20 protein-coding genes are annotated in these 20,936 nt (G+C 67.5%); 9 read left to right on the top strand and 11 right to left on the bottom strand.

Annotated features, from left to right (window positions below; all coding sequences use genetic code 11):
• Positions 1–151 precede the first annotated feature (151 nt).
• A complete protein-coding gene (locus tag ACQR07_RS28570) occupies positions 152–976 on the top strand; it encodes a dienelactone hydrolase family protein (RefSeq protein ID WP_434905422.1) in 825 nt (274 codons plus the stop codon).
• Between the two features lie 7 nt (positions 977–983).
• On the opposite strand, the gene xseA is transcribed toward ACQR07_RS28570, so the two are convergent.
• The gene (gene xseA, locus ACQR07_RS28565; RefSeq protein WP_434905421.1) at positions 984–2,600 is read right to left on the bottom strand and encodes an exodeoxyribonuclease VII large subunit; all 1,617 of its coding nucleotides are present in this window, start codon (positions 2,598–2,600) and stop codon (positions 984–986) included.
• 138 nt (positions 2,601–2,738) lie between these two features.
• On the opposite strand from xseA, the gene ACQR07_RS28560 reads away from it, so the two are divergent.
• The 5 genes from ACQR07_RS28560 to ACQR07_RS28540 all read left to right on the top strand — a co-directional run bounded on the left by ACQR07_RS28560 (position 2,739) and on the right by ACQR07_RS28540 (position 6,968).
• A complete protein-coding gene (locus tag ACQR07_RS28560) occupies positions 2,739–3,722 on the top strand; it encodes an alpha/beta hydrolase (RefSeq protein WP_434905420.1) in 984 nt (327 codons plus the stop codon).
• 14 nt (positions 3,723–3,736) lie between these two features.
• The gene (locus tag ACQR07_RS28555) at positions 3,737–4,285 is read left to right on the top strand and encodes a hypothetical protein (protein ID WP_434905419.1); all 549 of its coding nucleotides are present in this window, start codon (positions 3,737–3,739) and stop codon (positions 4,283–4,285) included.
• Positions 4,286–4,290: 5 nt separating this feature from the next.
• On the top strand, positions 4,291–4,602 hold the full coding sequence (locus ACQR07_RS28550) for a winged helix-turn-helix domain-containing protein (protein ID WP_434905418.1): 312 nt from the start codon (positions 4,291–4,293) through the stop codon (positions 4,600–4,602).
• 71 nt (positions 4,603–4,673) lie between these two features.
• Positions 4,674–5,957, top strand: coding sequence for a phosphoribosylamine--glycine ligase (gene purD, locus ACQR07_RS28545; protein ID WP_434905417.1), 1,284 nt, complete (start codon positions 4,674–4,676; stop codon positions 5,955–5,957).
• 105 nt (positions 5,958–6,062) lie between these two features.
• Positions 6,063–6,968 (top strand): alpha/beta fold hydrolase, encoded by a 906-nt coding sequence (locus ACQR07_RS28540; RefSeq protein ID WP_434905416.1) that lies wholly within the window; start codon positions 6,063–6,065, stop codon positions 6,966–6,968.
• A gap of 2 nt (positions 6,969–6,970) precedes the next feature.
• Here the strand turns inward: ACQR07_RS28540 and ACQR07_RS28535 are convergent, their stop codons facing one another.
• Positions 6,971–7,417, bottom strand: coding sequence for a nucleoside deaminase (locus tag ACQR07_RS28535; RefSeq protein WP_434905415.1), 447 nt, complete (start codon positions 7,415–7,417; stop codon positions 6,971–6,973).
• A 132-nt stretch (positions 7,418–7,549) separates the two neighbouring features.
• On the opposite strand from ACQR07_RS28535, the gene ACQR07_RS28530 reads away from it, so the two are divergent.
• Both ACQR07_RS28530 and rsmD read left to right on the top strand, forming a co-directional pair.
• Positions 7,550–9,691, top strand: a complete 2,142-nt coding sequence (locus tag ACQR07_RS28530; protein ID WP_434905414.1) for a pseudouridine synthase — start codon at positions 7,550–7,552, stop codon at positions 9,689–9,691.
• Between the two features lie 9 nt (positions 9,692–9,700).
• Positions 9,701–10,255: a 16S rRNA (guanine(966)-N(2))-methyltransferase RsmD gene (gene rsmD / locus ACQR07_RS28525; protein WP_434905413.1), complete on the top strand. Its 555-nt coding sequence runs from the start codon at positions 9,701–9,703 to the stop codon at positions 10,253–10,255.
• 215 nt (positions 10,256–10,470) lie between these two features.
• On the opposite strand, the gene mutL is transcribed toward rsmD, so the two are convergent.
• Complete coding sequence (mutL, locus tag ACQR07_RS28520; protein ID WP_434905412.1) at positions 10,471–12,327, bottom strand: DNA mismatch repair endonuclease MutL; 1,857 nt, start codon at positions 12,325–12,327, stop codon at positions 10,471–10,473.
• A 178-nt stretch (positions 12,328–12,505) separates the two neighbouring features.
• Between mutL and ACQR07_RS28515 the strand changes: the two genes are divergently transcribed.
• Positions 12,506–12,817, top strand: coding sequence for a ribbon-helix-helix domain-containing protein (locus tag ACQR07_RS28515; RefSeq protein WP_434905411.1), 312 nt, complete (start codon positions 12,506–12,508; stop codon positions 12,815–12,817).
• A 225-nt stretch (positions 12,818–13,042) separates the two neighbouring features.
• On the opposite strand, the gene ACQR07_RS28510 is transcribed toward ACQR07_RS28515, so the two are convergent.
• The 8 genes from ACQR07_RS28510 to ACQR07_RS28475 form a co-directional block, all read right to left on the bottom strand.
• A complete protein-coding gene (locus ACQR07_RS28510) occupies positions 13,043–14,611 on the bottom strand; it encodes a GMC family oxidoreductase (RefSeq protein ID WP_434905410.1) in 1,569 nt (522 codons plus the stop codon).
• Positions 14,612–14,649: 38 nt separating this feature from the next.
• Entirely contained in the window at positions 14,650–15,198 is a 549-nt protein-coding gene (locus ACQR07_RS28505) for a gluconate 2-dehydrogenase subunit 3 family protein (RefSeq protein WP_434905409.1), read from the bottom strand.
• A gap of 49 nt (positions 15,199–15,247) precedes the next feature.
• Positions 15,248–15,643: a VOC family protein gene (locus tag ACQR07_RS28500; RefSeq protein WP_434905408.1), complete on the bottom strand. Its 396-nt coding sequence runs from the start codon at positions 15,641–15,643 to the stop codon at positions 15,248–15,250.
• A gap of 1 nt (position 15,644) precedes the next feature.
• Entirely contained in the window at positions 15,645–15,962 is a 318-nt protein-coding gene (locus tag ACQR07_RS28495; RefSeq protein ID WP_434905504.1) for a c-type cytochrome, read from the bottom strand.
• Between the two features lie 346 nt (positions 15,963–16,308).
• Complete coding sequence (gene arfB, locus ACQR07_RS28490; RefSeq protein ID WP_434905407.1) at positions 16,309–16,728, bottom strand: alternative ribosome rescue aminoacyl-tRNA hydrolase ArfB; 420 nt, start codon at positions 16,726–16,728, stop codon at positions 16,309–16,311.
• A gap of 619 nt (positions 16,729–17,347) precedes the next feature.
• Positions 17,348–17,542 carry a hypothetical protein gene (locus tag ACQR07_RS28485; RefSeq protein ID WP_434905406.1) on the bottom strand — a complete coding sequence of 65 codons (195 nt, stop codon included), beginning with the start codon at positions 17,540–17,542 and terminating at the stop codon, positions 17,348–17,350.
• Positions 17,543–18,051: 509 nt separating this feature from the next.
• Positions 18,052–19,431, bottom strand: coding sequence for a M16 family metallopeptidase (locus ACQR07_RS28480; protein WP_434905503.1), 1,380 nt, complete (start codon positions 19,429–19,431; stop codon positions 18,052–18,054).
• The gene (locus ACQR07_RS28475; RefSeq protein ID WP_434905405.1) at positions 19,431–20,816 is read right to left on the bottom strand and encodes a M16 family metallopeptidase; all 1,386 of its coding nucleotides are present in this window, start codon (positions 20,814–20,816) and stop codon (positions 19,431–19,433) included. The genes ACQR07_RS28480 and ACQR07_RS28475 overlap by 1 nt, the downstream gene beginning before the upstream one ends.
• Positions 20,817–20,936: the final 120 nt, after the last annotated feature.

The following is a 20,936-nucleotide window of genomic DNA, read 5'->3' as shown; positions in this document are numbered from 1 at the left end:
CCGCGCGCGCACCTGACGATGTCCGGCGGTTGCGTAGCATAGATAGGGGGGACTGTCCCCTCCGCAAACCCACTGATTTGTGATGCGGCGCGCCAAAGGACCGTGCTAGCTAGGATTTCAGGTCTCCGCCGCTTGTCTCCCGGCTGGTTTGATGCGCTTCCTCGCTACCGTCGCCGTCTTTCTGCTCTGCGCCACGGCATCGGCGGCCGCTACGGAGCCGTTGCCGATGCCGGTCGAGATTCCGGCTGGCAGCTACGTGCTGCACGCTCAGCTCTATTTGCCGGCAGCAAAAGGGCGTTTTCCAACCGTGATAGCGCTGCATGGCTGCGGCGGACTCGGTGGCCGCTCCGAGCCGGTACAGCCGCGCTACCGCGACTGGGCGTTGGACCTCCTCAAGGGCGGCAAGGCCGTACTGTTTCCCGACAGCTACGGCTCACGCGGGCTGGGGCCGCAATGCCGCGTCAAGGATCGTCGCATCAGCGGCCGCCGCGAGCGTGTCGCCGACATCGTTGCCGCGCAGAAATGGCTGACGCAGCAATCCTGGGCCATGCCGGACCGCGTCAGCCTGATGGGATGGGCCTCCGGCGCCAGCGCGCTGCTGTGGGCGGTACGACCGCAATTGCCGGACCATATTGCGCCGGACTTCCGTTCGGCGGTCGCGTTCTATCCGGATTGCCGGGCGTCATCGGGGCTCGGCTGGAGCGCGCGCGTTCCCACCCTGGTCCTGATCGGCGGCATGGACGACGTCTATTCGCCGCCCGCCTGCCGGCAGATGGTCGATGGCGCACGCGGCCGCAGCGCGCTGACGCGCATCGTCGTCTATCCCGACGCCTACCATGATTTCGATCGGGTCAATCTGCCGGTGCACGCGGTGGCGGGCGCCGATGCGGGGGCGCCCGAGCGCGGCCATGTCGGCTCCGATCCTGAAGCGCGCGCGGACGCGCAGAAGCTGGTGTCGGACTGGCTGGCGCGCTGACAAATCGTCAGAACAGGCTGCCCTGATCGGCGGGATCGGGCGTGCGCTTCGCGGCCGCCGGCTTGGTTTCGCGCCCGGCCTTCGGAGGCGTCGGCGCAGCCGTGGGAACAGGACGGCCGGCACCGGCCGTCGCCGCAACGGTGCCATCGGCGAACTCGATCGACAGCGCTGCATTCGGCCCGATGCTCGCCGCCTGGTGCAGCGGGTGACCGGCCTCGTCACGCACCAGCGCGAAGCCGCGCGCCAGCACGCTGCGATAGGACAGCGCGGCCAGCAACTGGCCGGCGTGATCGACGCGCGCCGACAGCCGCGAGATCGACGTCGCCAGCGCGCGGCTGGCGCGGTCCGCCAGCCGCTCGGTGCGATCCCGCTCGCGCGCGATCGCCTGCCGCTTGGCCTGCGCATAGGCGTGGCGCGAGGCCTTGAAGCGCGCATCGAGCGTCTCGAAGCGCTCGCGCCGCCGGCGCAGCAGCGCGCGCGCCGACAGCGACAGCCGCTCCGACGAGACGACGAGACGATGATCGGCCTGGGCGATCTGTCCGTGCAGCACGCGCAAGGTGAGCTTGGCGCTGGCCGCGGCGAACTGACGGAAATGCACGTGCGTGTTGGTCTTCAGCGCACGCGGCAGGCTCGCGCTCGCCGAATCCAGCCGCTGCCGCGGGATCGCCAGCAGTTCGGTCGCGCCGGGCAGGGCGCGCGCGGCGGCGCGCAGCTCGTTGCGGCGGCTCTCGTGACCGCGCTGCCAGCAGACGCTGACGCGGCGGGCGAGACTGGCGAGCTCCTGCATCAGCTCGCTGCGCACTGGCACGGCCATTTCGGCTGCCGCCGTCGGCGTCGGCGCGCGCTTGTCGGCGGCGAAATCGATCAGCGTCACGTCGGTCTCGTGGCCGACCGCTGATATCAGCGGGATCATGCTCTCGGCCGCGGCGCGGACCACGATCTCCTCGTTGAACGACCAGAGGTCCTCCAGCGAGCCGCCGCCGCGGGCGACGATCAGCACGTCGGGGCGGGGAATCGGGCCGCCTTCGGGCAGGTCATTGAAGCCGCGGATCGCAGCGGCGACCTGCTCGGCCGAGCCGTCGCCCTGCACCTTGACCGGCCAGACCAGCACGTGGCGCGGAAAGCGGTCCTCTAGCCGGTGAAGGATGTCGCGGATGACGGCGCCGGTGGGCGAGGTGACGACGCCGATCACCTCCGGCAGCCAGGGCAGCAGCTGCTTGCGGGCGGGATCGAACAGCCCTTCCGCGCCCAGCTTGCGCTTGCGCTCTTCCATCAGCGCCATCAGCGCGCCGATGCCGGCCGGCTCCAGCGCCTCGATCACGATCTGGTACTTCGAGGAGTTCGGATAGGTGGTGAGCTTGCCGGTGGCGATGACCTCCAGCCCCTCCTGGGGCTTGAAGCGCATGCGGCCATGCACGCCCTTCCAGATCACCGCCTCGATCTTGGCGCTCTCGTCCTTGAGCGCGAAATAGCAGTGGCCCGAGGAATGCGGGCCGCGAAAGCCGGTGATCTCGCCGCGCACGCGGACGTGGCCGAACTGGTCCTCGACCGTACGTTTCAGCGCGGAGGACAGCTCGGAGACGGTGAATTCGGGCGCGTTGGGCAGGGCTTCCGCAGGCGGCATCGCTGGCTGATTCGGGTTTGGGAGCAGCCGCCAAGGTAGGGGCTTTCCGCCGCCGCCGCCAATCAAGCCGTTGCCTTTTCGATAACTCTGTTATACAGAGTACTCTGTATTCGACTTGAGAGGCGGGAGGGAGCACCGATGACGGGTCTCAAAATCATGTTTCAGCTTGTGGGCTTGGGGCTCGGCCTCGCGGGAGCGCTGGCCCTGATCCTGGGAGGCATGCTGGCGACCCCGCTGGTGCGGCCGCCTGAGCTCAAATCGATCTCGGAGACCGTCGGCCGGGTCGACCGCAGCACCATGCCGGCCCTGCAGCGCTTCAGCGCCCGCGACGGCACCGAGCTCGCCTATCGCCACTACCCGGCGCGGACGGCGCCGGTCGGCAAGATCGCCATCCTGGTGCACGGCTCCTCGGGGTCCAGCGTGGCGGTGCACGCCCTCGCCGATGGGCTGGCCGCGCGCGGGATCGAAACCTTCGCGCCCGACATTCGCGGCCATGGCGGCTCCGGCACCCGCGGCGACATCGGCTATCTCGGCCAGCTCGAGGATGATCTCGCCGACCTCGTCGCCGAGGTCAGGAGGTCCTTGCCGACCCAGCCGATCGTGCTGCTCGGGCATTCGTCGGGAGGCGGCTTCGCGCTGCGCGCCACTGGCGCATCGATCCAGGATCTGTTCGCGCGCACCGTGCTGCTTTCGCCCTATCTCGGCTACGACGCGCCGACCAACCGCGACAATTCGGGCGGCTGGGCCAGTCCGGACATTCCGCGCATTCTCGCGCTCACGGTCCTGAGGCGGATCGGCTTGCCGTGCTGCGAGGCGCTGCCGGCGCTTGCCTTTGCGGTCCGGCCGAACTCGGAAAAATACGTCGCTTCGACCTACAGTTATCGCCTGCTGCGCAATTTCGCGACCGCCGGCTACAAGGCCGACCTCGCCGCCGCCAAGCATCCGGTGACCCTGATCGCGGGCGCAGATGACGAGCTGATGCTCGCCGACAAATATGCCGACGCCATGCGTGCGGTCGCGCCTGCAGTTGACGTGAAGCTGATCGCGGGCGTCAATCACATGGAGATCGTGTCGGCGCCTGCAGCCGTCAGCGCGATCGCAGAGGACGTGGCCACGCGCTAGAGGCTCAATCCCGCATGATCGACAGCCTGGAAGCCGCGCGCGCGCTCGATGACATCGAGGAGATGACCCGGCGCGTGCGCCAGTCGCAGATCTACCGGCTCTCCAGCCTGATGATGATCCTGTGGGGCGCGCTCGTCTTTGCCGGCAATCTCGTGACCTATCTGACGCCGCGCTATGCCGACAAAGCTTGGCTCTCGGTCTACGTGCTCGGCATCGCCGGATCCGTCGTCCTGGGCGCGGCGGAGAGGTCTCGATCGGGCGTGAGCAGCTTCGATCTGCGAACGGTGCTCGCCTTCGTCATGTTCTTCGCCTTCGGTTTCTTCGTCGAGACGATCGGCCATTTCGGGCCGCGCGAGATGGGGGCGTTCTGGCCGATCTACTTCATGCTGTTCTATGGCTTGGCCGGCCTGTGGTTCGGTATCGCCTATACGGTGTTCGGTCTCGGCGTCACCGCCCTCACTCTGATCGGTTATGCCTTCATCGACCCGGCGTTCCCGCTGTGGATGGCTTTCGTGAATGGCGCCGGCCTGATCCTCGGCGGGCTGTGGATGCGGCGGAGCTAGCGGCCTTGGCGGAGCTCGACGAGATCATCCATCAGCCGCTGCGGCTCAAGATCATGGCGGCCCTGAACGCACTCTCCGCCGGCGGGCTCGATTTCGCCCGGCTGAAGAAGCTGACCGGCGCCACCGACGGTAATCTCGGCGCCCATATCGAGACGTTGTCGCGCGCCGGCTACGTCGCCGTGGACAAGGCGTTCGTCGGCAAGAAGCCGCAGACCACCGTGACATTGTCCCCCGCCGGCCGTGCGGCGTTCGCCCGCCATGTCGCCAGCCTGCAGGAAATCATCGCCGGCGCCGCCGCGAAACCGCCCGAGCCATGATTTGACTCTGTTGCGAGGGCCGGGCAATTGGGGCCTCCGAATTGGCCCACCACCTTGCGACGGCGACGACGATGCACATTCTCCTCATTGGTTCCGGCGGCCGCGAGCACGCGCTCGCCTGGAAGATCGCCGGCTCCCCGCTGCTCACCAAGCTGTGGTGTGCCCCGGGCAATGCTGGCATCGCCAAGGAGGCGGAATGCGTCGCGCTCGACGTGACCAACCATGCAGCAGTGATTGAATTCTGTCGGGCCAACAAGGTCGATCTGGTCGTGGTCGGGCCGGAGACGCCGCTCGCGGCCGGGATCGTCGACGATGTCAGCGCCGCCGGGATCAAGATCTTCGGACCGAGCAGGCTCGCTGCGCAGCTCGAAGGCTCCAAGGGCTTCACCAAGGACCTGTGCGCCGAATACGGCATTCCGACCGGTGCCTATTGCCGTTTCGACAATGCCCCGGAAGCGCTCGCCTATGTCCGCGAGCACGGCGCGCCGATCGTGGTGAAGGCCGATGGCCTGGCGGCCGGCAAGGGTGTCGTCGTCGCCAAGACCCTGGCCGAGGCCGAGGACGCGGTACGCATGATGTTCGACGGCGGTTTCGGCGTGGCCGGCGCCGAGGTCGTCATCGAGGAGTTTCTCGAGGGCCGCGAGGTCTCGTTCTTCGCGCTGTGCGATGGCCAGACGGCGATTCCGCTGGCCTCTGCGCAGGATCACAAGCGGGTGTTCGATCACGACCAGGGTCCGAACACCGGCGGCATGGGCGCCTATTCGCCGACGCCGTTCGTGACGCCTGACATCCACGATCAGATCATGTCGCGGATCATCCTGCCGACCATCGACGGCATGAATGCGCGCGGCACGCCGTTCAAGGGCATCCTTTATGCCGGCCTGATGCTGACGGCGCAGGGGCCGAAATTGTTCGAGTACAACGTCCGCTTTGGCGACCCCGAATGCCAGGTGCTGATGCTGCGCATGATGTCCGATCTCGTGCCCGCGCTGCTCGCCGCCTGTGACGGCCAATTGAAGAATTTTGATCTGCGCTGGTTCCCGGACGCAGCCGTCACCGTGGTCATGGCCGCCAAGGGCTATCCCGGCGACTACCAGAAGGGCAGCGTGATCGAGGGTCTGGACGCCGCGGCCAAGGTCGAGGGCGCGGAGATCTTCCACGCCGGAACGGTGCTCAAGGACGGCGCCGTCGTCGCCAATGGTGGCCGCGTGCTCAACGTCTGCGCCAGCGGCAAGACGGTCACTGAAGCCCAGGCGCGGGCCTATCAGGCCGTCGATCGGATCACCTGGCCGGACGGCTTCTGTCGCCGCGACATCGCCTGGCAGGCGCTGGCGCAAGAGCAGGGGACGGGCTAGCTCAGCCGGAGCGGACTGCGGCGCTGCCATCGCCGGGCGCGGTTGGCCTTGGGTGATCGCGGCGTCTATCGTATCGTCGCGGATACCCTCGTCGTGGGAGCCGCCATGTCCGATCTCGCCGACCTGTTTCCAGGCTACGCGTCCGAATGGATCCACACCTCGGCGGGCCGCATCTTCGCCCGCGTCGGCGGCAAGGGACCGCCGCTGCTGCTGCTGCACGGCTTCTCCGAGACCCATGTCATGTGGCACCGCGTCGCTCCCGAGCTCGCGGAGCAGTTCACGCTGATCATCGCCGACCTGCCCGGTTACGGCTGGTCCGACATGCCCGACAGCGATGCCGACCATACGCCCTACACCAAGCGCGCGATGGCCAGTGTCATGATCGAGGCGATGGAGCAGCTCGGTCATGTCCATTTCGCACTCGCCGGTCACGACCGCGGCGGCCGCGTCGCCTACCGGCTCGCGCTCGATCATCCCGGCCGGCTGTCGAAGCTCGCCGTGCTCGATATCCTGCCGACCTATGATTATTGGGAGCGCATGAACCGCGCCTACGCGCTCAAGATCTATCACTGGGCATTCCTGGCGCAGCCGGCGCCGCTGCCGGAGACGCTGATCGCGTCCAATGGCGAGTTCTTCCTGCGGCAGAAGATGGCGAGCCAGACCAAGTCCAAGACGCTGGACGCGATCGATCGCCGCGCGCTTCAACACTATCTCGCGCCGTTCCGCGATCCCGCCCGCGTGCATGCAATGTGCGAGGATTATCGCGCCGGGGCCTCTGCCGACTACGAGATCGACAAGGCCGACTTCATTGCGGGCAGGAAGATCACGATCCCGATGCTCGCGCTGTGGGGCGACGCGGGCATCGCCAGCGCCGCGGCGACGCCGCTCGACACTTGGCAGAGATGGGCGACCAACGTTCGCGGCGCGCCGGTCGATTCCGGGCACTTCCCCACCGAGGAGAACCCGCAGGCGACGGTGAAGTTGCTGCGGGAGTTTTTCGTGGGCGACTGAGATCAACGGCGCGCCTTGAAGAACTCCCTCAGCATCTGCGCGGCCTGCTGCTCGCCCACAGCGGAATACACCTCCGGCGCGTGATGGCAGGTCTGCGCGGCGAAGAAGCGCACGCCGGACTCGACCGCGCCGCCCTTGGGATCGGCCGCCCCGTAATACAGCCGGCGGATGCGGGCGAAGGAGATGGCACCGGCGCACATGGTGCACGGCTCCAGCGTGACATAGAGATCGCAATCGACCAGCCGCTCGCTGCCGATCGCCTGTGCGGCCTGGCGCAGTGCCAGGACCTCGGCATGAGCGGTCGGGTCGCGGTCGGTCAGCGTGCGGTTGGCGGCCGTGGCAATGACCGCGTTGTCGCGGACGACGACGCAGCCGATCGGCACCTCGCCGGAAATTGCGGCCGATTCGGCCGCTTTCAGCGCCAAATCCATGAAAGAAGGGCTGTTCATGGCTCGTCATACCCGCCCAAGTCTGCTACTGCATCGCCCTTCAGCAAAACCGGACCCCGATTTCCCGCGTGACATGCGCTGCTCGAGAGCACGCGTATCACCCCGCGTCCTGCACCTCGAAGTGAGACCTTCATGCCCCGCGATACCGACAAAGACAACGATTCCCGCGGCCGCCGCGGCGGCGCCCCGCGGGGGCGGTCCGAGGGGGCCAAGGGGACCAAGGGACGCTCGGGCGCCGCGCGCGGGCCGGAGAAGAAGTTCGCCAAGCGCGGCTACGGCGACAAGGACGGCGGCGGCAAGAGCTTTGCCAAGCGCGACGGTGGCAAGCGCTCGTTCGATGAAGGCCGCGCCCCGCGCCGCCGCGAGGACGGCGATGCGCCGCGCAAATCCTATGGCGACAAGCCGCGCTTCAACCGCGACGAACGTCCGCGCGGCGATCGGCCGTATGCCGCGCGTCCTGCCCGGGACGGCGACGGCGAGAAGCGCGCGTTCAAGCCGCGTGGCGACCGGCCGAAATTCGATCGCGACGAGCGCGGCGGCGAGAAGCGTCCGTACACGCAGCGCGCCAGTCGTGATGACGCCCGTCCGGCCGGGCGGTCGTCGGAGCGCAAGTTCGGCGAGCGCAAGCCCTACGCGCCGCGCGAGCGCGATGGTGAGAAGCGCCCCTATACGCCACGTGGCGAGGGCGCGCGTGATCGTGGCGACCGGCCGCGGGCCGAGCGCAGCTTCGGTGACCGTCCGCCACGAACCGGCGATCGCCCTGAGCGCAAGTTTGGTGGCGAGCGCAAGTTCTCGCGCGGTGCCGAAGGCGATCGGGGGGAGCGCAAGTTCGGTGCTGGCCCGCGCGGCCCGCGCAAGGAGTTCGGCGATCGGCCGCCGCGGGGCGAGAGCAAGCCGTGGCAGAAGCGCGGCGCCGATGGCGATCGCGCCGAGCGCAGCCCGCGTCCGCCGCGCGAAGGCGGCCGCAGCTTCGACCGCCCGCGCGCCGAGCGCAGCGGCGAGGATCGCCCGAGATTCGACCGGCCCAAATCCGACAGGCCTAAATTCGACCGTCCGCGTGATCGCGGCGACGATCGCGGCTTCGACAAGCCGCGTCGCCGTCCCGAGGGCCGTACCGACTGGCAGGAGCATCCGCGCAGCGAGCGCCGTGGCGAGGGCTTCTCCGAGCGGCCGCGTCGTGACAATGAGGACGACAGCCAGATCTTCGCCAAGCGCCCGGCGTTCGGCGGCCGTGGTCCGTATCGCGAGCGCAAGCCCGAACCCGACAAGCGCAGCAAGCGCGTCGTGCCCGACGAGGCGCCGAAGCCGGGCAAGACCGGCGAGCGCATCGCCAAGGTGCTGGCGCGTGCGGGGCTTGCCTCGCGCAGGGATGCGGAGGAGATGGTGACGCAGGGCCGCGTCAGCGTGAACGGCCGCGTCATCAACTCGCCGGCGCTCGACGTCACCGAGAATGACGTCATCCAGGTCGACGGCGCGCCGCTGCCGGAGCGCGAGCGGACGCGGCTGTTCCTGTATCACAAGCCGCGCGGGCTGATGACCACGCACAGCGACCCCGAGGGGCGGCCGACGGTGTTCGACAATCTGCCCGAGGGCCTGCCGCGGCTGATCTCGATCGGCCGGCTCGACTTCAACACCGAGGGCCTCTTGCTGCTCACCAATGACGGTGGCCTCGCGCGCGTGCTCGAACTGCCGGACACCGGCTGGACCCGGCGCTATCGCGTCCGTGCCCATGGCGAGATCACGCAAGGACAGCTCGATCAGCTCGCGGCCGGCGTCGAGGTCGATGGCGTGAAGTATGGTCCGATCGAAGCGACGCTCGAGCGCGACCAGGGCGCCAATGTCTGGCTGGTCGTGGCGATCCGCGAGGGCAAGAACCGCGAGGTGCGCAACGTGCTGGCGCATCTCGGGCTCGAGGTGAACCGCCTGATCCGCGTCTCCTACGGACCGTTCCAGCTCCTGGAGCTGCCCGAGGGCGAGGTGCAGGAGGTCAAGACGCGGGTGTTGCGCGAGCAGCTTGGCGAGAAGGTGATCGCGCAGTCCGGCGCTGATCTCGGCCCGGCCGGCAAGGGCAACCGCGAGCCGCTTCCGGATCCGAAGCCCAAGCCGAAGCGCGAGGTGGTCGCCGACCGCAAGGGCCGGCGGGTGCTGGTGCAGCGCACCGGCAGCGAGGAGGCCCGCGAGCGTCACGAGGCCGAGGCGCGCTTCCCCGGCCCGCCGCGGCGGCCGAAGCGCGGCTATCACGGCAAGCGCGATATCACGCCGCAGGACGAGTAGGGTGCGGCGATGCGTGTCGTCGGTGGACGGCTGAAGGGCCGCAACATCGCTTCGCCTGCGTCGCGCGACATCCGGCCGACGCAGGACCGGCTGCGCGAGGCGCTGTTCAACATCCTCGTGCACGCTTACGACAATCCGATCGAGGGCGCGCGCGTGCTCGACCTGTTTGCCGGCACCGGCGCGCTCGGCATCGAGGCGACCTCGCGCGGCGCTGAGTTCACCTTGTTCGTCGACAACGGCGCCGAGGCGCGGGCGCTGTTGCGCAACAATGTCGAGGCGCTCGGGCTCGGCGGCGTCACCAAGGTGTATCGCCGCGACGCCACCGATCTCGGCCCGGCGCATCCGGTGGAGCCGTTCGCGCTGGTGTTCCTCGATCCGCCCTATGGCAAGGGGCTGGCCGAGACGGCGCTGGCGTCGCTGCGCGACGGCGGCTGGCTCGTGCCATCGGCGCTGCTGGTGGTCGAGGAGTCCAAGGCCGCCGCGTTCAAGGCGCCGGATGGGTTCGAAGAGCTCGAGCGCCGCGCCTACGACGACACCGAGTTCGTGTTCTTGCGCAGCTCTTGATCCTCGCTCGGTGTCGCCCCTGCGAACGCAGGGGCCCATAACCACAGGATCCAGTGAGGAGGCAGGCTGATCGCCACGCCGTTCTTGTCCCCCACGTCTGCTGCGGCGTATGGATCCCGGATCGGCGCCTCCGCGGCGCGTTGCGCCGCTGCGGCTTGTCCGGGACGACACCGGATTTGGAGCGCTCGTCGCTCGTGGCTCGTGAGATCGTAGCCTTATCTCCTCCCGAACAGCTTCTCGACATCGGCGAGCTTCAGCTCGACATAGGTCGGGCGGCCGTGGTTGCACTGGCCGGAGTTGGGGGTCTCTTCCATCTCGCGGAGCAGCGCGTTCATTTCCTCGGGCTTGAGGCGGCGGCCGGCGCGGACGGAGCCGTGGCAGGCTATGGTGGCGGCGACGTGCATCAGGCGGCGCTCCAGCGGCAGCGCCTCGCCCCATTCCTCCATGTGCTCGGCGAGATCGCGCAGCAGCGCGGAGGCGTTGATCTTGCCGAGCAGCGAAGGTGTCTCGCGCACCGCGACCGCGCCGGGACCGAACGACTCGATCGCGAGGCCGAACGAGGCGAGCTCATCACTCCGCGCGAGCAGCGACTCGACGGTGGCCTCGTCGAGCTCGACGATATCGGGGATCAGCAGGATCTGGCGCTGTACGCCATGCGCGGCGAGTGAAGCCTTGAGCCGCTCATAGACGATGCGCTCATGCGCGGCATGTTGGTCGACGATGACGAGGCCATCGCGCGTCTGTGCCACGATGTACGTGTCGTGGATCTGCGTGCGCGCGGCGCCCAGTGGACGGTCGAGCAGATCAGGCGCCGCCGGCTGCTCGTGCAGGCGCAGATCGGCGCGCGGACCGCCGACGTCGAACGCGGCCTGCATCGGCTCGGCGAAGGCCCGAGATGAGAAGGGCGCATCGGCGGGCATCGCAGCCGCGTCGTCATGGCGCGGCATCGGCGCAACGGGCGCCGACGGCGAGCGCTGCCAATCCCAGTTCATCGGACCGGGGTTGGGCTGCGGCGGCGTGAACGCCGGGCGGAAGGCGGCGATGGTCGCGCCGCCGTCATTGGCCGCGGTGCGGCGCCCTTCGCGCGCGAGGCCTTCCTTCAGCGCGTGGATGATCAGCGCGCGCACCAGGCCGGCATTGCGGAACCGCACCTCGGTCTTGGCCGGGTGCACGTTGGCATCGACCTCGCGCGGATCGAGCGTCACGAACAGCGCCACCACCGGATGGCGGTCGCGCGGCAGATAGTCGGCATAGGCGGCGCGGACCGCGCCGATGATCAGTTTGTCGCGTACTGGGCGGCCGTTGACGAACAGATACTGCCCGAGCGCATTGGCCCGCGTCAGCGCCGGCGCCGCGGCGAAGCCTTCGACCATCACATGCTCGCGCTCGCTGCGCACTGCGATCGCATGGCTGCGGAAGTCCGTGCCAAGGATGGCGCCGAGCCGCGTCAGCTGACCCGTCGCGCCGGGCAGCGTGGCGGCCCAGGTCACCGGCGCGCGCTCTTCGCCGGCGAGCGTGAAGGCGATGTCGGGCCGCGCCATCGCCAGCCGCCGCACCACCTCGCGGATCGCCTCGGCCTCGGTGCGGTCGGTCTTGAGGAACTTCAGCCGTGCCGGTGTCGCATGGAAGAGGTCGGCGACCTCGACGCGGGTGCCTTGATTCAGCGCCGCAGGCACGATCTGTGACTTGTCGCCGCAATCGACCGTGATGCCCCACGCATGCGGCTCGCTCTTGTGCCGCGTCGTGATAGACAGCCGCGCCACCGAGCCGATCGAGGGCAGCGCCTCGCCGCGGAACCCGAGCGTGCGGATCTGCAGGAGATCCTCGTCGTCCAGCTTCGACGTCGCGTGACGCTCGATCGCGAGCGCGAGATCGGCCGCGGTCATGCCGCCGCCGTCATCGGTGATGGCGATCTTCCGCCGCCCGCCGCCATCGGTGAAGATGTCGATGCGGGAGGCGCCGGCGTCGATCGCGTTCTCGACCAGTTCCTTGACCACGCTCGCGGGCCGTTCCACCACCTCGCCGGCGGCGATGCGGTTGATGACCTGTTCGGGAAGTTGGCGGACGGGCATGCGGGACCGGCTCGAAACGTTGAACGGCGGGCGCTGTCGCGGCGCCACAATCGTGGCCGGGAGAATAGGCGTTTTTTACGCAGTGCGGCAGGCGAATGCCGTGTTCTCCAACGGGATTGTGAGGCGGGCGGGGCCAGTATATCGTTTCTCCAAAATGACAATCAGCCGGAGGAAGCCCATGTGCCGTCTGTTCGCACACCAGCCTCAGCGCGATTATGCATCGCAGACCCGCTCGTTGCGGATCGGCGGGCACAGCACGTCGATCCGGCTCGAAATGGCGTTCTGGGACACGCTCGAGGAGATCGCCGCCAAGGAAGGCATGAGCCTCGCCAAGTTCGTGACCACGCTGTACGCCGAAGTCCTCGACCATCACGGCGAGGTGAAGAATTTCGCCTCCCTGCTGCGCTGCTCCTGCCTGATCTACCGCGCGAAGGCGACCGCGGCGATGCCGGACTTTGCTGCGGCGGCGATCATGGATGCGGCGGAGTAGCTTGCGGCCACACATCGAGACCCCCGCATGCGGCGGGCTCCTCAGGGTGTGGACCTTCTTCGCAGAGCCCCGATTGTTTGGACCCATAAGCCTCCGCGCCGTCATGGCCGGGCTTGTCCCGGCCATCCACGTCGTGCGGCATTCGCGGAAGCGCGTGGATGCCCGGGACAAGCCCGGGCATGACGAGCAACAAATTGATACGCGGAAGCTACGCGGCAAGCAGCCCTAGATCTCCTTCTTCTGCATTGCGCCGGCGATGTAGTCGGCCTGGCGGATCGCCAGGGCCACGATGGTCAGCGTCGGATTGCACGCCGCGCCGGTCGTGAACTGGCTGCCGTCGGAGACGAACAGGTTCTTGACGTCGTGGCTCTGACCGAACTTGTTGACGACGCCATCCTTCGCCTTCTCGCTCATCCGGTTGGTGCCGAGATTGTGCGTCGAGGGATAGGGCGTGGTCGGGTAGGTGACGGTGGCGCCGACCGCTTCGTAGATCGCCGAGCCCTGCTTGTAGGCGTGGGCGCGCATCGCGACGTCGTTGGGATGATCGTCGAAATGCACCGAGGCGACCGGCATGCCGAACTTGTCCTTGGCAACCGGATCGAGCGTGATGCGGTTGGTCTCCTGCGGCATGTCCTCGCCGACCAGCCACATGCCGGCCATGCGCGGATAGGTCTCCATCGCCGCGGTGAAGCTGCGGCCCCAGGCGCCCGGATTGAGGAACGCCGCCATGAACGGCAGGCCGAGTGACAACGTCTCCATCTCGTAGCCGCCGACGAAGCCGCGCTTCGGATTGAACGCCGCCTCGTCGCGGACGATGCCGGCCATCGTGGTGCCGCGATACATGTGCACGGGGTTTTCGAACGTCGCATAGACGCTGCCGGTCATGTGCCGCATGTAGTTGCGGCCGACCTGTCCGGACGAGTTGGCGAGACCGTCCGGGAACATGTTCGACGCGCTGTTGAGCAGCAGCCTGGGGCTCTCGATCGAGTTGCCGGCGACCGCGACGATGCGGGCCTTCTGCAGCTGCATCTTGCCCTGGCTGTCGGCATAGACGACGCCGGTCGCCTTGCCCGATGCGTCATGCTCGATCTTGATCGCCATGCTGCCGGACCGCACTTCGAGATTGCCGGTGGCCTCGCCCTTCGGGATCTCGGTGTACAGGGTCGACCATTTCGCACCAGACTTGCAGCCCTGGAAGCAGAAGCCGATCTGCTGGCACGCGCCGCGGCCGTCGCGCGGCTGCGAGTTGATGGCCATGTTGCCGGTGTGCACGGTCTTGTAGCCGAGCTTGCGGGCACCGGCCTCGAGGACCTTGAAGTTGTTGTTGCCGGGCAGGCCGGGGATGTCGTTGGTGCGGGTCACGCCCATCTTGAACTCGGCCTTGGCGTACCACGGCTCCATTTCGCTGAGCGTCACCGGCCAGTCCAGCAGGCTGGTGCCGGGCACGCCGCCATAGGTGGTGCGGGCCTTGAACTCGTGCTCGTCGAAGCGCAGCGAGGCGCCGGCCCAGTGCACGGTCGAGCCGCCGACCGCCTTGACGATCCAGGCCGGCAGATTGGCGAAGTCCTTGGCGACGCGCCAGGTGCCGGATGTGGTGCGCATGTCGGTCCAGGCGAGCTGGGTGAAGCTCTCCCATTCGTCATTGATGAAGTCGGGAATCTCGTAGCGATTGCCGGCCTCGAGAATGACGACCTTTATGCCCTTCTGCGCGAGCTCGTTGCCCAGGGTGCCGCCGCCGGCGCCAGAGCCGATGATGACGACGACGCTCGAATCGTTCTGATCGAATTTTGCCATGGTGGTTTCCTCCGTGTTCTCTTTGTTGTTCGCCGGCGTCAGGCTTTGGGTAGCCAGTCGATGTCGGAGAAGCCACGGTTGATGTAGCCGCCATGCTCGGCGGAGGAGCCCTCGTAGCCGAACTTCGGCCAGAGCTCTTTCTGATTGTAGAGCGACACCACGAGGTCGCCGCGGAGCGTCTTGAAGAAGGTGGTCTGCTCGATGCCCTGCAGCAGCGCGACGCGGTCTGTCTCCCACGGCACCTGCGCATACGGAACCTTGTGGCGGTCCTTCGCGTCCTGGTCGAGCCGGGCAACGCCATCCGTGATCATCGCCTTGACGGCGGCGTCCGCGGCGGCCTTGCCGTCCCACGGCTTGACTGCGGCGATGTAGTAACGGTCGGCGAGGAAGTCGTGCGGATAGATGTCGCGCGCGACCTTGACCAGGGTCTTCAGCGTCTCCGGCGTCAGCGCCTTGGCATCCTCGGCCCAGGCCTCGGTGATCCCGACGCCGGTCGCGGAGGCGACGGCGGCGGCCGGCACGGTCGCGGCCGCGCCCTTGAGAAAGATGCGGCGGTCGTATTTGTTGCGGCGATCGACTTCTCTCATGGCACTTTCCTCCGTGATTTTTGTTTGTGTCGTTGCGTCGTTCTGCGGCTCAGCCGAAGCGGCCGCCGCGCTGGATGACCTCGATCTTGTAGCCGTCGGGATCGCTGACGAAGAAGAAGCGCGCCAAGGTCGCGCCATTGTGATTGAAGTCGCGCAACGGTCCGGGCGCCAGCTTCTCGCGCTCGAAGCGGGCATGCTCGGCATCGAGATCGTCGACGACGACGGCGAGATGGCCGTAGCCGTCACCGAGTGTGTACGGCTCCTTGCGGTCGAAATTGACGGTCAGCTCGACCTCGAACGGCGACGACGGGTGACGCAGATAGATCAGCGCGAAGCCGTCGAAGCGCAGATTGTCGGCGATCTCCAGGCCGAACGCGCGCTTGTAGAAGTCCAGCGCCTTGGCCTCGTCGAACACGCGGATCATCGAATGCACGGGCTTTGCCATCTCAATTGTCCTTCAGATAGTTGATGATCGCGGCGCGAACGTCGGGCTTGGCCTGGCGGTAGGCCATCACGGCGCCGGGGATCAGCTCTTGCGGATTGCTCAGCCAGGCGTCGAGCTTGGCCTCGTCCCAGGTGAAATCGGCCTTGGCGAAGCCGGCCGAGTAGCGGAAGCCGTCGACCGAGCCGGCGCGGCGGCCGACGACCTTGGACAGCGGTGGCCCCTGCCGCACCGGCTCGCTGCTGCTCAGCGTGTGGCAGACGGCGCATTGCTGCTTGAACAAGGTCGCGCCATCGACGGGCTTGGGTGAGGGCAGCGCCATCTGCGCCGATGTCAGCGTGCTGCTCAGCACCGCGCAAGCCATCAGCCCGCAGACAACAAGCGCATATTGCGCCGCACGCCGTCCCGACATCTTTCCTCGCTCTCGTCGTTTTTCATGAGCGTAGGTCGCAGCCGATGCACGGTGGTAGTAGCCGGCTGTTTCAGCGAGAACAAAGCGGGCGCAGGTGGTTGCAGCGCGGAAGGTGCGTCAGCAACACAGACTGATCGTCGTGTGATCGATCGTCGAGCGCGCGGCACGAGATTTGAAGGTGATTGCGATCACGCGCTGGCTTGGGGGTGCCACGCGTCCCCTGTCAACGTTTTCGCTGGATCGCGATGATATCGATCTAATCGTCGAAACGGCGCGCGCCGCGTCCCGCCTTGACGTCGCTGCGGAGCTTCTTGCCTTCGAGGCGGCGCTGCTTGGAGCCGAAGGTCGGCTTGGTCGGACGGCGCACCTTCGGCCTGATCATCGCTTCCTTCAGCAGAGCCACCAGACGGTCGATGGCGTCAGCCTTGTTGCGCTCCTGGGTGCGGAAGCGTTCGGCCTGGATGACGATGACGCCGTTTTTGGTCATGCGCTGTCCGGCGAGACGGGCCAGCCGTGCGGCGGCATCCTCGGGCAGCGTGATGCGGCTGGTGTCGAAGCGCAACTGCGCCGACGTCGACAGCTTGTTGACGTTCTGGCCGCCGGGGCCGGAGGCGCGGACGAACGAGATCTCGATGTCGTTCTCGTCGATGGCAAGGTCGCGGGAAATCCGCAGCATGGGGCACCAGGGTGGAATCGAAAGCTGCGTGCACCATAGCGGGTTTGGCGGCGGAGTGCTCGGGGGTCTACATCCGGCCGCTACTGTCGGCCCGCGACGGCGACCAAAACCTCCGCCGTCATCCCGGCGAACGCCGGGATCCATAACTCCAGGGAGTGGTTTGGGGCAGGCTGGTCATTGACACCCTCCGCATCACTCCGGCTGCGGTGTATCGGTCCCGGATCGGCGCCACGCCGCGCTACGCGCGTCGCGGCTTGTCCGGGACGACAGCGGAGTTTTTAGTCTGTAGGGTGGGCAAAGCGGACGCCCGCAGGGCGGTAGCGTGCCCACCGCGCATCGGCGTACTCGGAGCTCCATGGTGGGCACGGCGCGGGATAGAGCCTGGCTCGCAACGCAGATCGGGGGCGCGCCTTTGCCCACCCTACGGCAGCGTCGCTTGTGGTCGGTTTCACATCTCAAACAGCACGGGACACGGCATCTCGTTCTCGCGGCACATTGCGCCCGAGGTCTGCTCTCAGCTCGTCCCTCGCAGACAGTGCAGAGGGCGCGGGGAATGCCGGGCGCTGGCCGCACCCATGGCCCGCCTGCGAAAAAAATGCAGGCGGCAGGTACCACAGGTTCAGCCGAGACATCCCGGCATTCCCCGCGCGATGGTTTTCACGCTTATACGCAGTCTCCCTGGTGCGCCGGGCTTGTTGGCCACCATCACCACGCGGCGCATCGGCGCCATGCGGCTTGATACCAGCGTCGGGGTATCAGGACCCTGCGACTTCACGTCCGCGCCAAGCCGTTCGTCGGCACGCTGGATCAGCATGCTGCGGCTCCATCGCGGCCATCGCATCCCCACCTCGCGTGTCGTGACGATCGCGCGCTGACGCCCCTCTGCGGTGAGGCGGGATGCGCGGAGATAATCATGATTTCCGAAAAATAGCAAGATATTTATTTTAATCAGAATTAGCGACGCTGCTCTCCGCTGTCGTCCCGGGCAAGCCGTCAGCGACGCGAAGCGTTGCTGACGGCGCCGACCCGGGACCCATACGCCGGAGCAGGCGTGACGAGCAAAATGCCAATGACCAGTCGGCCCCAAAACCACTTCCTGGGGGCATGGGTCCCGGCTCAAGGCCGGGACGACACCATCTTTGTGGCGGCTGCGGTCGTCGGCTACGATCGATCCGTCATCGTCGGGCTCGTGTCGCCTGCGCGGCAAAGGCCCAGGTATCGACGTCGATCAGGGACCCCAAACACGTGGATGCCCGGGACAAGCCCGGGCATGACGTGCAACTAACAGCGGTGACCTTGAAGCGGGACGCGCGATCCGACCGCTCAGTTCGTCTTCGTCACGGGCGCCGTCGCCGGCGCCTGGGACGGTTCGGCGGCAGCTTGCGGCGCACGTCCGACCACTGCTGTCAGGAGGCCCTGGCTCCAGAGCTGCTTGGCGGCCTTCTTCGCATCGTCGAGCGTCACGGCGTTGACGATCTCGCTGCGCTTCTCGATGTAGTCGATCGGCATCTTGTCGAGCTGGTATTGCAGCATCGCCTGCGCCAGCTTGGAGGAGGTGTCGAGCGCCAGCATCTGCGAGCCGTTGATGTAGGACTTGGCCTCGTCGAGCTCCTGCTGGGTCGGGCCTTCCTCGCCGATGCGGCGGATCTCCTGCTCGACGGCGGCGATGGTCTCGCCGGCGCGGTCGAAGCGGGTGGCGGTGTTGCCGATGAACAGCGCCGAATGATCCATCCACAGCAGCGCGTCATAGACCGAGTAGGCGAGGCCGCGCTTCTCGCGCACCTCCTTGTAGAGCCGCGAGGACAGCCCGCCGCCGCCGAGGATGTGGTTGACGACGTAGGCGGCCATGAAGTTCGGGTCGTGGCGGCGGATGCCGGGGCCGCCGAAGGTGATCACGGTCTGCGGCACGTCGAGCGCAACCTGCACGCGCTGCGGCGGCTTGGTGGCGACGACGTCGGGCACCGGCGTCAGCTGAGCCTTGGCCGGCAGGCTGCCAAAGGTCTGGTCGAGCAGCTTGCCGAGCGTCGCCGGATCGACGTCGCCGACGACGGCGACCTTCAGCGTGTCCTTGGCAAGGATGCGCTTCGTGTACTCCTTCAGATCGTCGACGGTAATGCTCGGCACGCTGTCGAGCGTGCCGTTGGCGGGACGGCCATAGGGATGGTTGGGGAAGGCGATTTCGAGGAACTTGCGCCCCGCCAGCGAGCTCGGATTGGTGGTCTCGCGGCGCAGGCCGGACAGCACCTGCGACTTGATGCGCTCAACGTCGGCACTGTCGAAATGCGGCGAGGTCAACGCTGTCCGCAACAGTTCGAACGCCTCGTCCTTGTTGTCGCGCAGCATCCGCAGCGAGCCGCGGAAATTGTCGCGCGCGATCTGGAACGAGAGCTCGATGGCGCGGCGATCGAGCCGCTCATGGAAGGTCTTGGAGTCGAGATCGCCGGAGCCCTCGTCGAGCAAATCGGCCACGAGATTGCCGACGCCGGGCTTGCCCTGCGGATCCTGCGAGGCGCCGCCCTGGAAGGCGTATTCCATCGCGATCAAGGGCACGGTCGCGTCCTGCACGAACCAGGCCTCGATGCCGCCCGGAGAAACCAGGCGCTGGATCTTGGTCGCGGCCTGGGCGGCCGGGGCGATCGTGAGCGCGGCAGCGGCGACGGCGAGGGTGCAGGCGAAACGGCGGGAGAAGCTCAGAGTGTTCATCACGACCGCTTCTCCTCGCGCTTGGCGGCATTGTCCTTGATCAGATAGCCGGTGACCGAGCGCTTCTTCTGCAGCCAGGTCTGCGCGGCCGCGCGGACCTGCTCGGCGGTGACGGCGCGGATGCGGTCCGGCCAGCTCCTGATGTCCTCGATGCTGAGCCCGGTGGTGAGGCCGCCGCCATACCAGCGCGCCATCGTGGCCTGGTTGTCCTGGGCGTAGATCGCTTCCGCGATCAGCTGCGTCTTGACGCGTTCGAGGTCCTCGGCGCGCACCGGATTCTGCGCGATCTCGGCGATGACACTGTCGACGACCGCCTCGACCTGGGCAAACTCGACGCCCGGCCGCGGCGACGCCGCGATCGAGAACTGCGTCGGATCGAGCGACGTGCCCTGATAGGACGCGCTGGCATTGATCGCGAGCGGCTTGTCGACGACCAGCGCGCGGTAGAGATAGGAGTTGCTGCCGCTGCCCATCAACTGCGCCAGAACGTCCAGCGCGGCCGACTGGCCGGGCGCGGCCGTCGTGGCCGAGGGCACCAGATAGGAGCGGCGCATCGAGGGCTGCTCGACATGCGGGTCCGCCAGGGTGACCGTGCGCGGCGCGACCGGCTCGGGCTCCTGCGGTCGCAGCCGGCGCGCGGCGATGTCGGGCTGCGCGGGGATCTTGGCAAAGGTCTGCTCGACCAGCGGCCGCACTTCCTTGGCGTCGGTGTCGCCGGCGATCACCAGGATCGCGTTGTTGGGCGCATAGAAGCGGCGATAGAACGCCAGCGCGTCCTCGCGGCCGAGCTTCTCGATCTCCGGCTTCCAGCCGATCACCGGCCGGCCATAGGGATGGTTGACGTACAGCGCCGCCATGATCTGCTCGTTGAGGCGGGCCTCCGGCGAGTTGGCGACGCGCATGTTGTACTCTTCGAGCACGACGTCGCGCTCGGGCAGCACGTTCTCGTCCTTCAGCACCAGGCCGGTCATGCGGTCGGCCTCGAACTCCATCATCTTCGGCAGCTGATCGCGCGGCACGCGCTGGAAGTAGCCGGTGTAGTCGACGGAGGTGAAGGCGTTCTCGTTGCCGCCGATCTTCAGCACGGTCTTGGAGAACTCGCCGGCCGGGTGCTTCTCGGTGCCCTTGAACATAAGGTGCTCGAGGAAATGCGCCAGCCCTGATTTGCCGGGCGTCTCGTCGGCCGAGCCGACCTTGTACCAGATCATCTGGGTGACGACCGGCGTACGGTGATCCTGGATCACGACGACCTGCAGGCCGTTGGGGAGGGTGAAGCTGGCCGGGGGCTCGGAGGCGAAGGTCGTTTGCGCCGAAGCGCCGGCCGTGAACGCGACGAGGGAGACGAGCGCGGCAGCGACGGAAAAGAACCGGTGCGAGGACATCATGATCCTTCTGAGGGCCCGGGGACGGGCGATCGGGTTTGGGCGCGGCATGCTACACCGCGCGTGACGGACCCCGGCGTCACAAAACGGCGACGGCATCGTGCCGCGACAAAACGTCAGAGC

The sequence above is a fragment of the Bradyrhizobium sp. HKCCYLS20291 genome (assembly GCF_051167715.1).
Classification (GTDB): domain Bacteria; phylum Pseudomonadota; class Alphaproteobacteria; order Rhizobiales; family Xanthobacteraceae; genus Bradyrhizobium.
This window is presented reverse-complemented; position numbering and strand designations above follow the sequence as displayed.

What these genes read in the sequence shown, in the direction of transcription:
- ACQR07_RS28570 (WP_434905422.1), top strand. Translation starts at nt 152, where the DNA reads ATGCGCTTCCTCGCTACCGTCGCCGTCTTTCTGCTCTGCGCCACGGCA.
- xseA (WP_434905421.1), bottom strand. Translation starts at nt 2,600, where the DNA reads ATGCCGCCTGCGGAAGCCCTGCCCAACGCGCCCGAATTCACCGTCTCC.
- ACQR07_RS28560 (WP_434905420.1), top strand. Translation starts at nt 2,739, where the DNA reads ATGACGGGTCTCAAAATCATGTTTCAGCTTGTGGGCTTGGGGCTCGGC.
- ACQR07_RS28555 (WP_434905419.1), top strand. Translation starts at nt 3,737, where the DNA reads ATGATCGACAGCCTGGAAGCCGCGCGCGCGCTCGATGACATCGAGGAG.
- purD (WP_434905417.1), top strand. Translation starts at nt 4,674, where the DNA reads ATGCACATTCTCCTCATTGGTTCCGGCGGCCGCGAGCACGCGCTCGCC.
- ACQR07_RS28540 (WP_434905416.1), top strand. Translation starts at nt 6,063, where the DNA reads ATGTCCGATCTCGCCGACCTGTTTCCAGGCTACGCGTCCGAATGGATC.
- ACQR07_RS28535 (WP_434905415.1), bottom strand. Translation starts at nt 7,417, where the DNA reads ATGAACAGCCCTTCTTTCATGGATTTGGCGCTGAAAGCGGCCGAATCG.
- ACQR07_RS28530 (WP_434905414.1), top strand. Translation starts at nt 7,550, where the DNA reads ATGCCCCGCGATACCGACAAAGACAACGATTCCCGCGGCCGCCGCGGC.
- rsmD (WP_434905413.1), top strand. Translation starts at nt 9,701, where the DNA reads ATGCGTGTCGTCGGTGGACGGCTGAAGGGCCGCAACATCGCTTCGCCT.
- mutL (WP_434905412.1), bottom strand. Translation starts at nt 12,327, where the DNA reads ATGCCCGTCCGCCAACTTCCCGAACAGGTCATCAACCGCATCGCCGCC.
- ACQR07_RS28515 (WP_434905411.1), top strand. Translation starts at nt 12,506, where the DNA reads ATGTGCCGTCTGTTCGCACACCAGCCTCAGCGCGATTATGCATCGCAG.
- ACQR07_RS28510 (WP_434905410.1), bottom strand. Translation starts at nt 14,611, where the DNA reads ATGGCAAAATTCGATCAGAACGATTCGAGCGTCGTCGTCATCATCGGC.
- ACQR07_RS28505 (WP_434905409.1), bottom strand. Translation starts at nt 15,198, where the DNA reads ATGAGAGAAGTCGATCGCCGCAACAAATACGACCGCCGCATCTTTCTC.
- ACQR07_RS28500 (WP_434905408.1), bottom strand. Translation starts at nt 15,643, where the DNA reads ATGGCAAAGCCCGTGCATTCGATGATCCGCGTGTTCGACGAGGCCAAG.
- ACQR07_RS28495 (WP_434905504.1), bottom strand. Translation starts at nt 15,962, where the DNA reads ATGGCGCTGCCCTCACCCAAGCCCGTCGATGGCGCGACCTTGTTCAAG.
- arfB (WP_434905407.1), bottom strand. Translation starts at nt 16,728, where the DNA reads ATGCTGCGGATTTCCCGCGACCTTGCCATCGACGAGAACGACATCGAG.
- ACQR07_RS28485 (WP_434905406.1), bottom strand. Translation starts at nt 17,542, where the DNA reads ATGCTGATCCAGCGTGCCGACGAACGGCTTGGCGCGGACGTGAAGTCG.
- ACQR07_RS28480 (WP_434905503.1), bottom strand. Translation starts at nt 19,431, where the DNA reads ATGAACACTCTGAGCTTCTCCCGCCGTTTCGCCTGCACCCTCGCCGTC.
- ACQR07_RS28475 (WP_434905405.1), bottom strand. Translation starts at nt 20,816, where the DNA reads ATGATGTCCTCGCACCGGTTCTTTTCCGTCGCTGCCGCGCTCGTCTCC.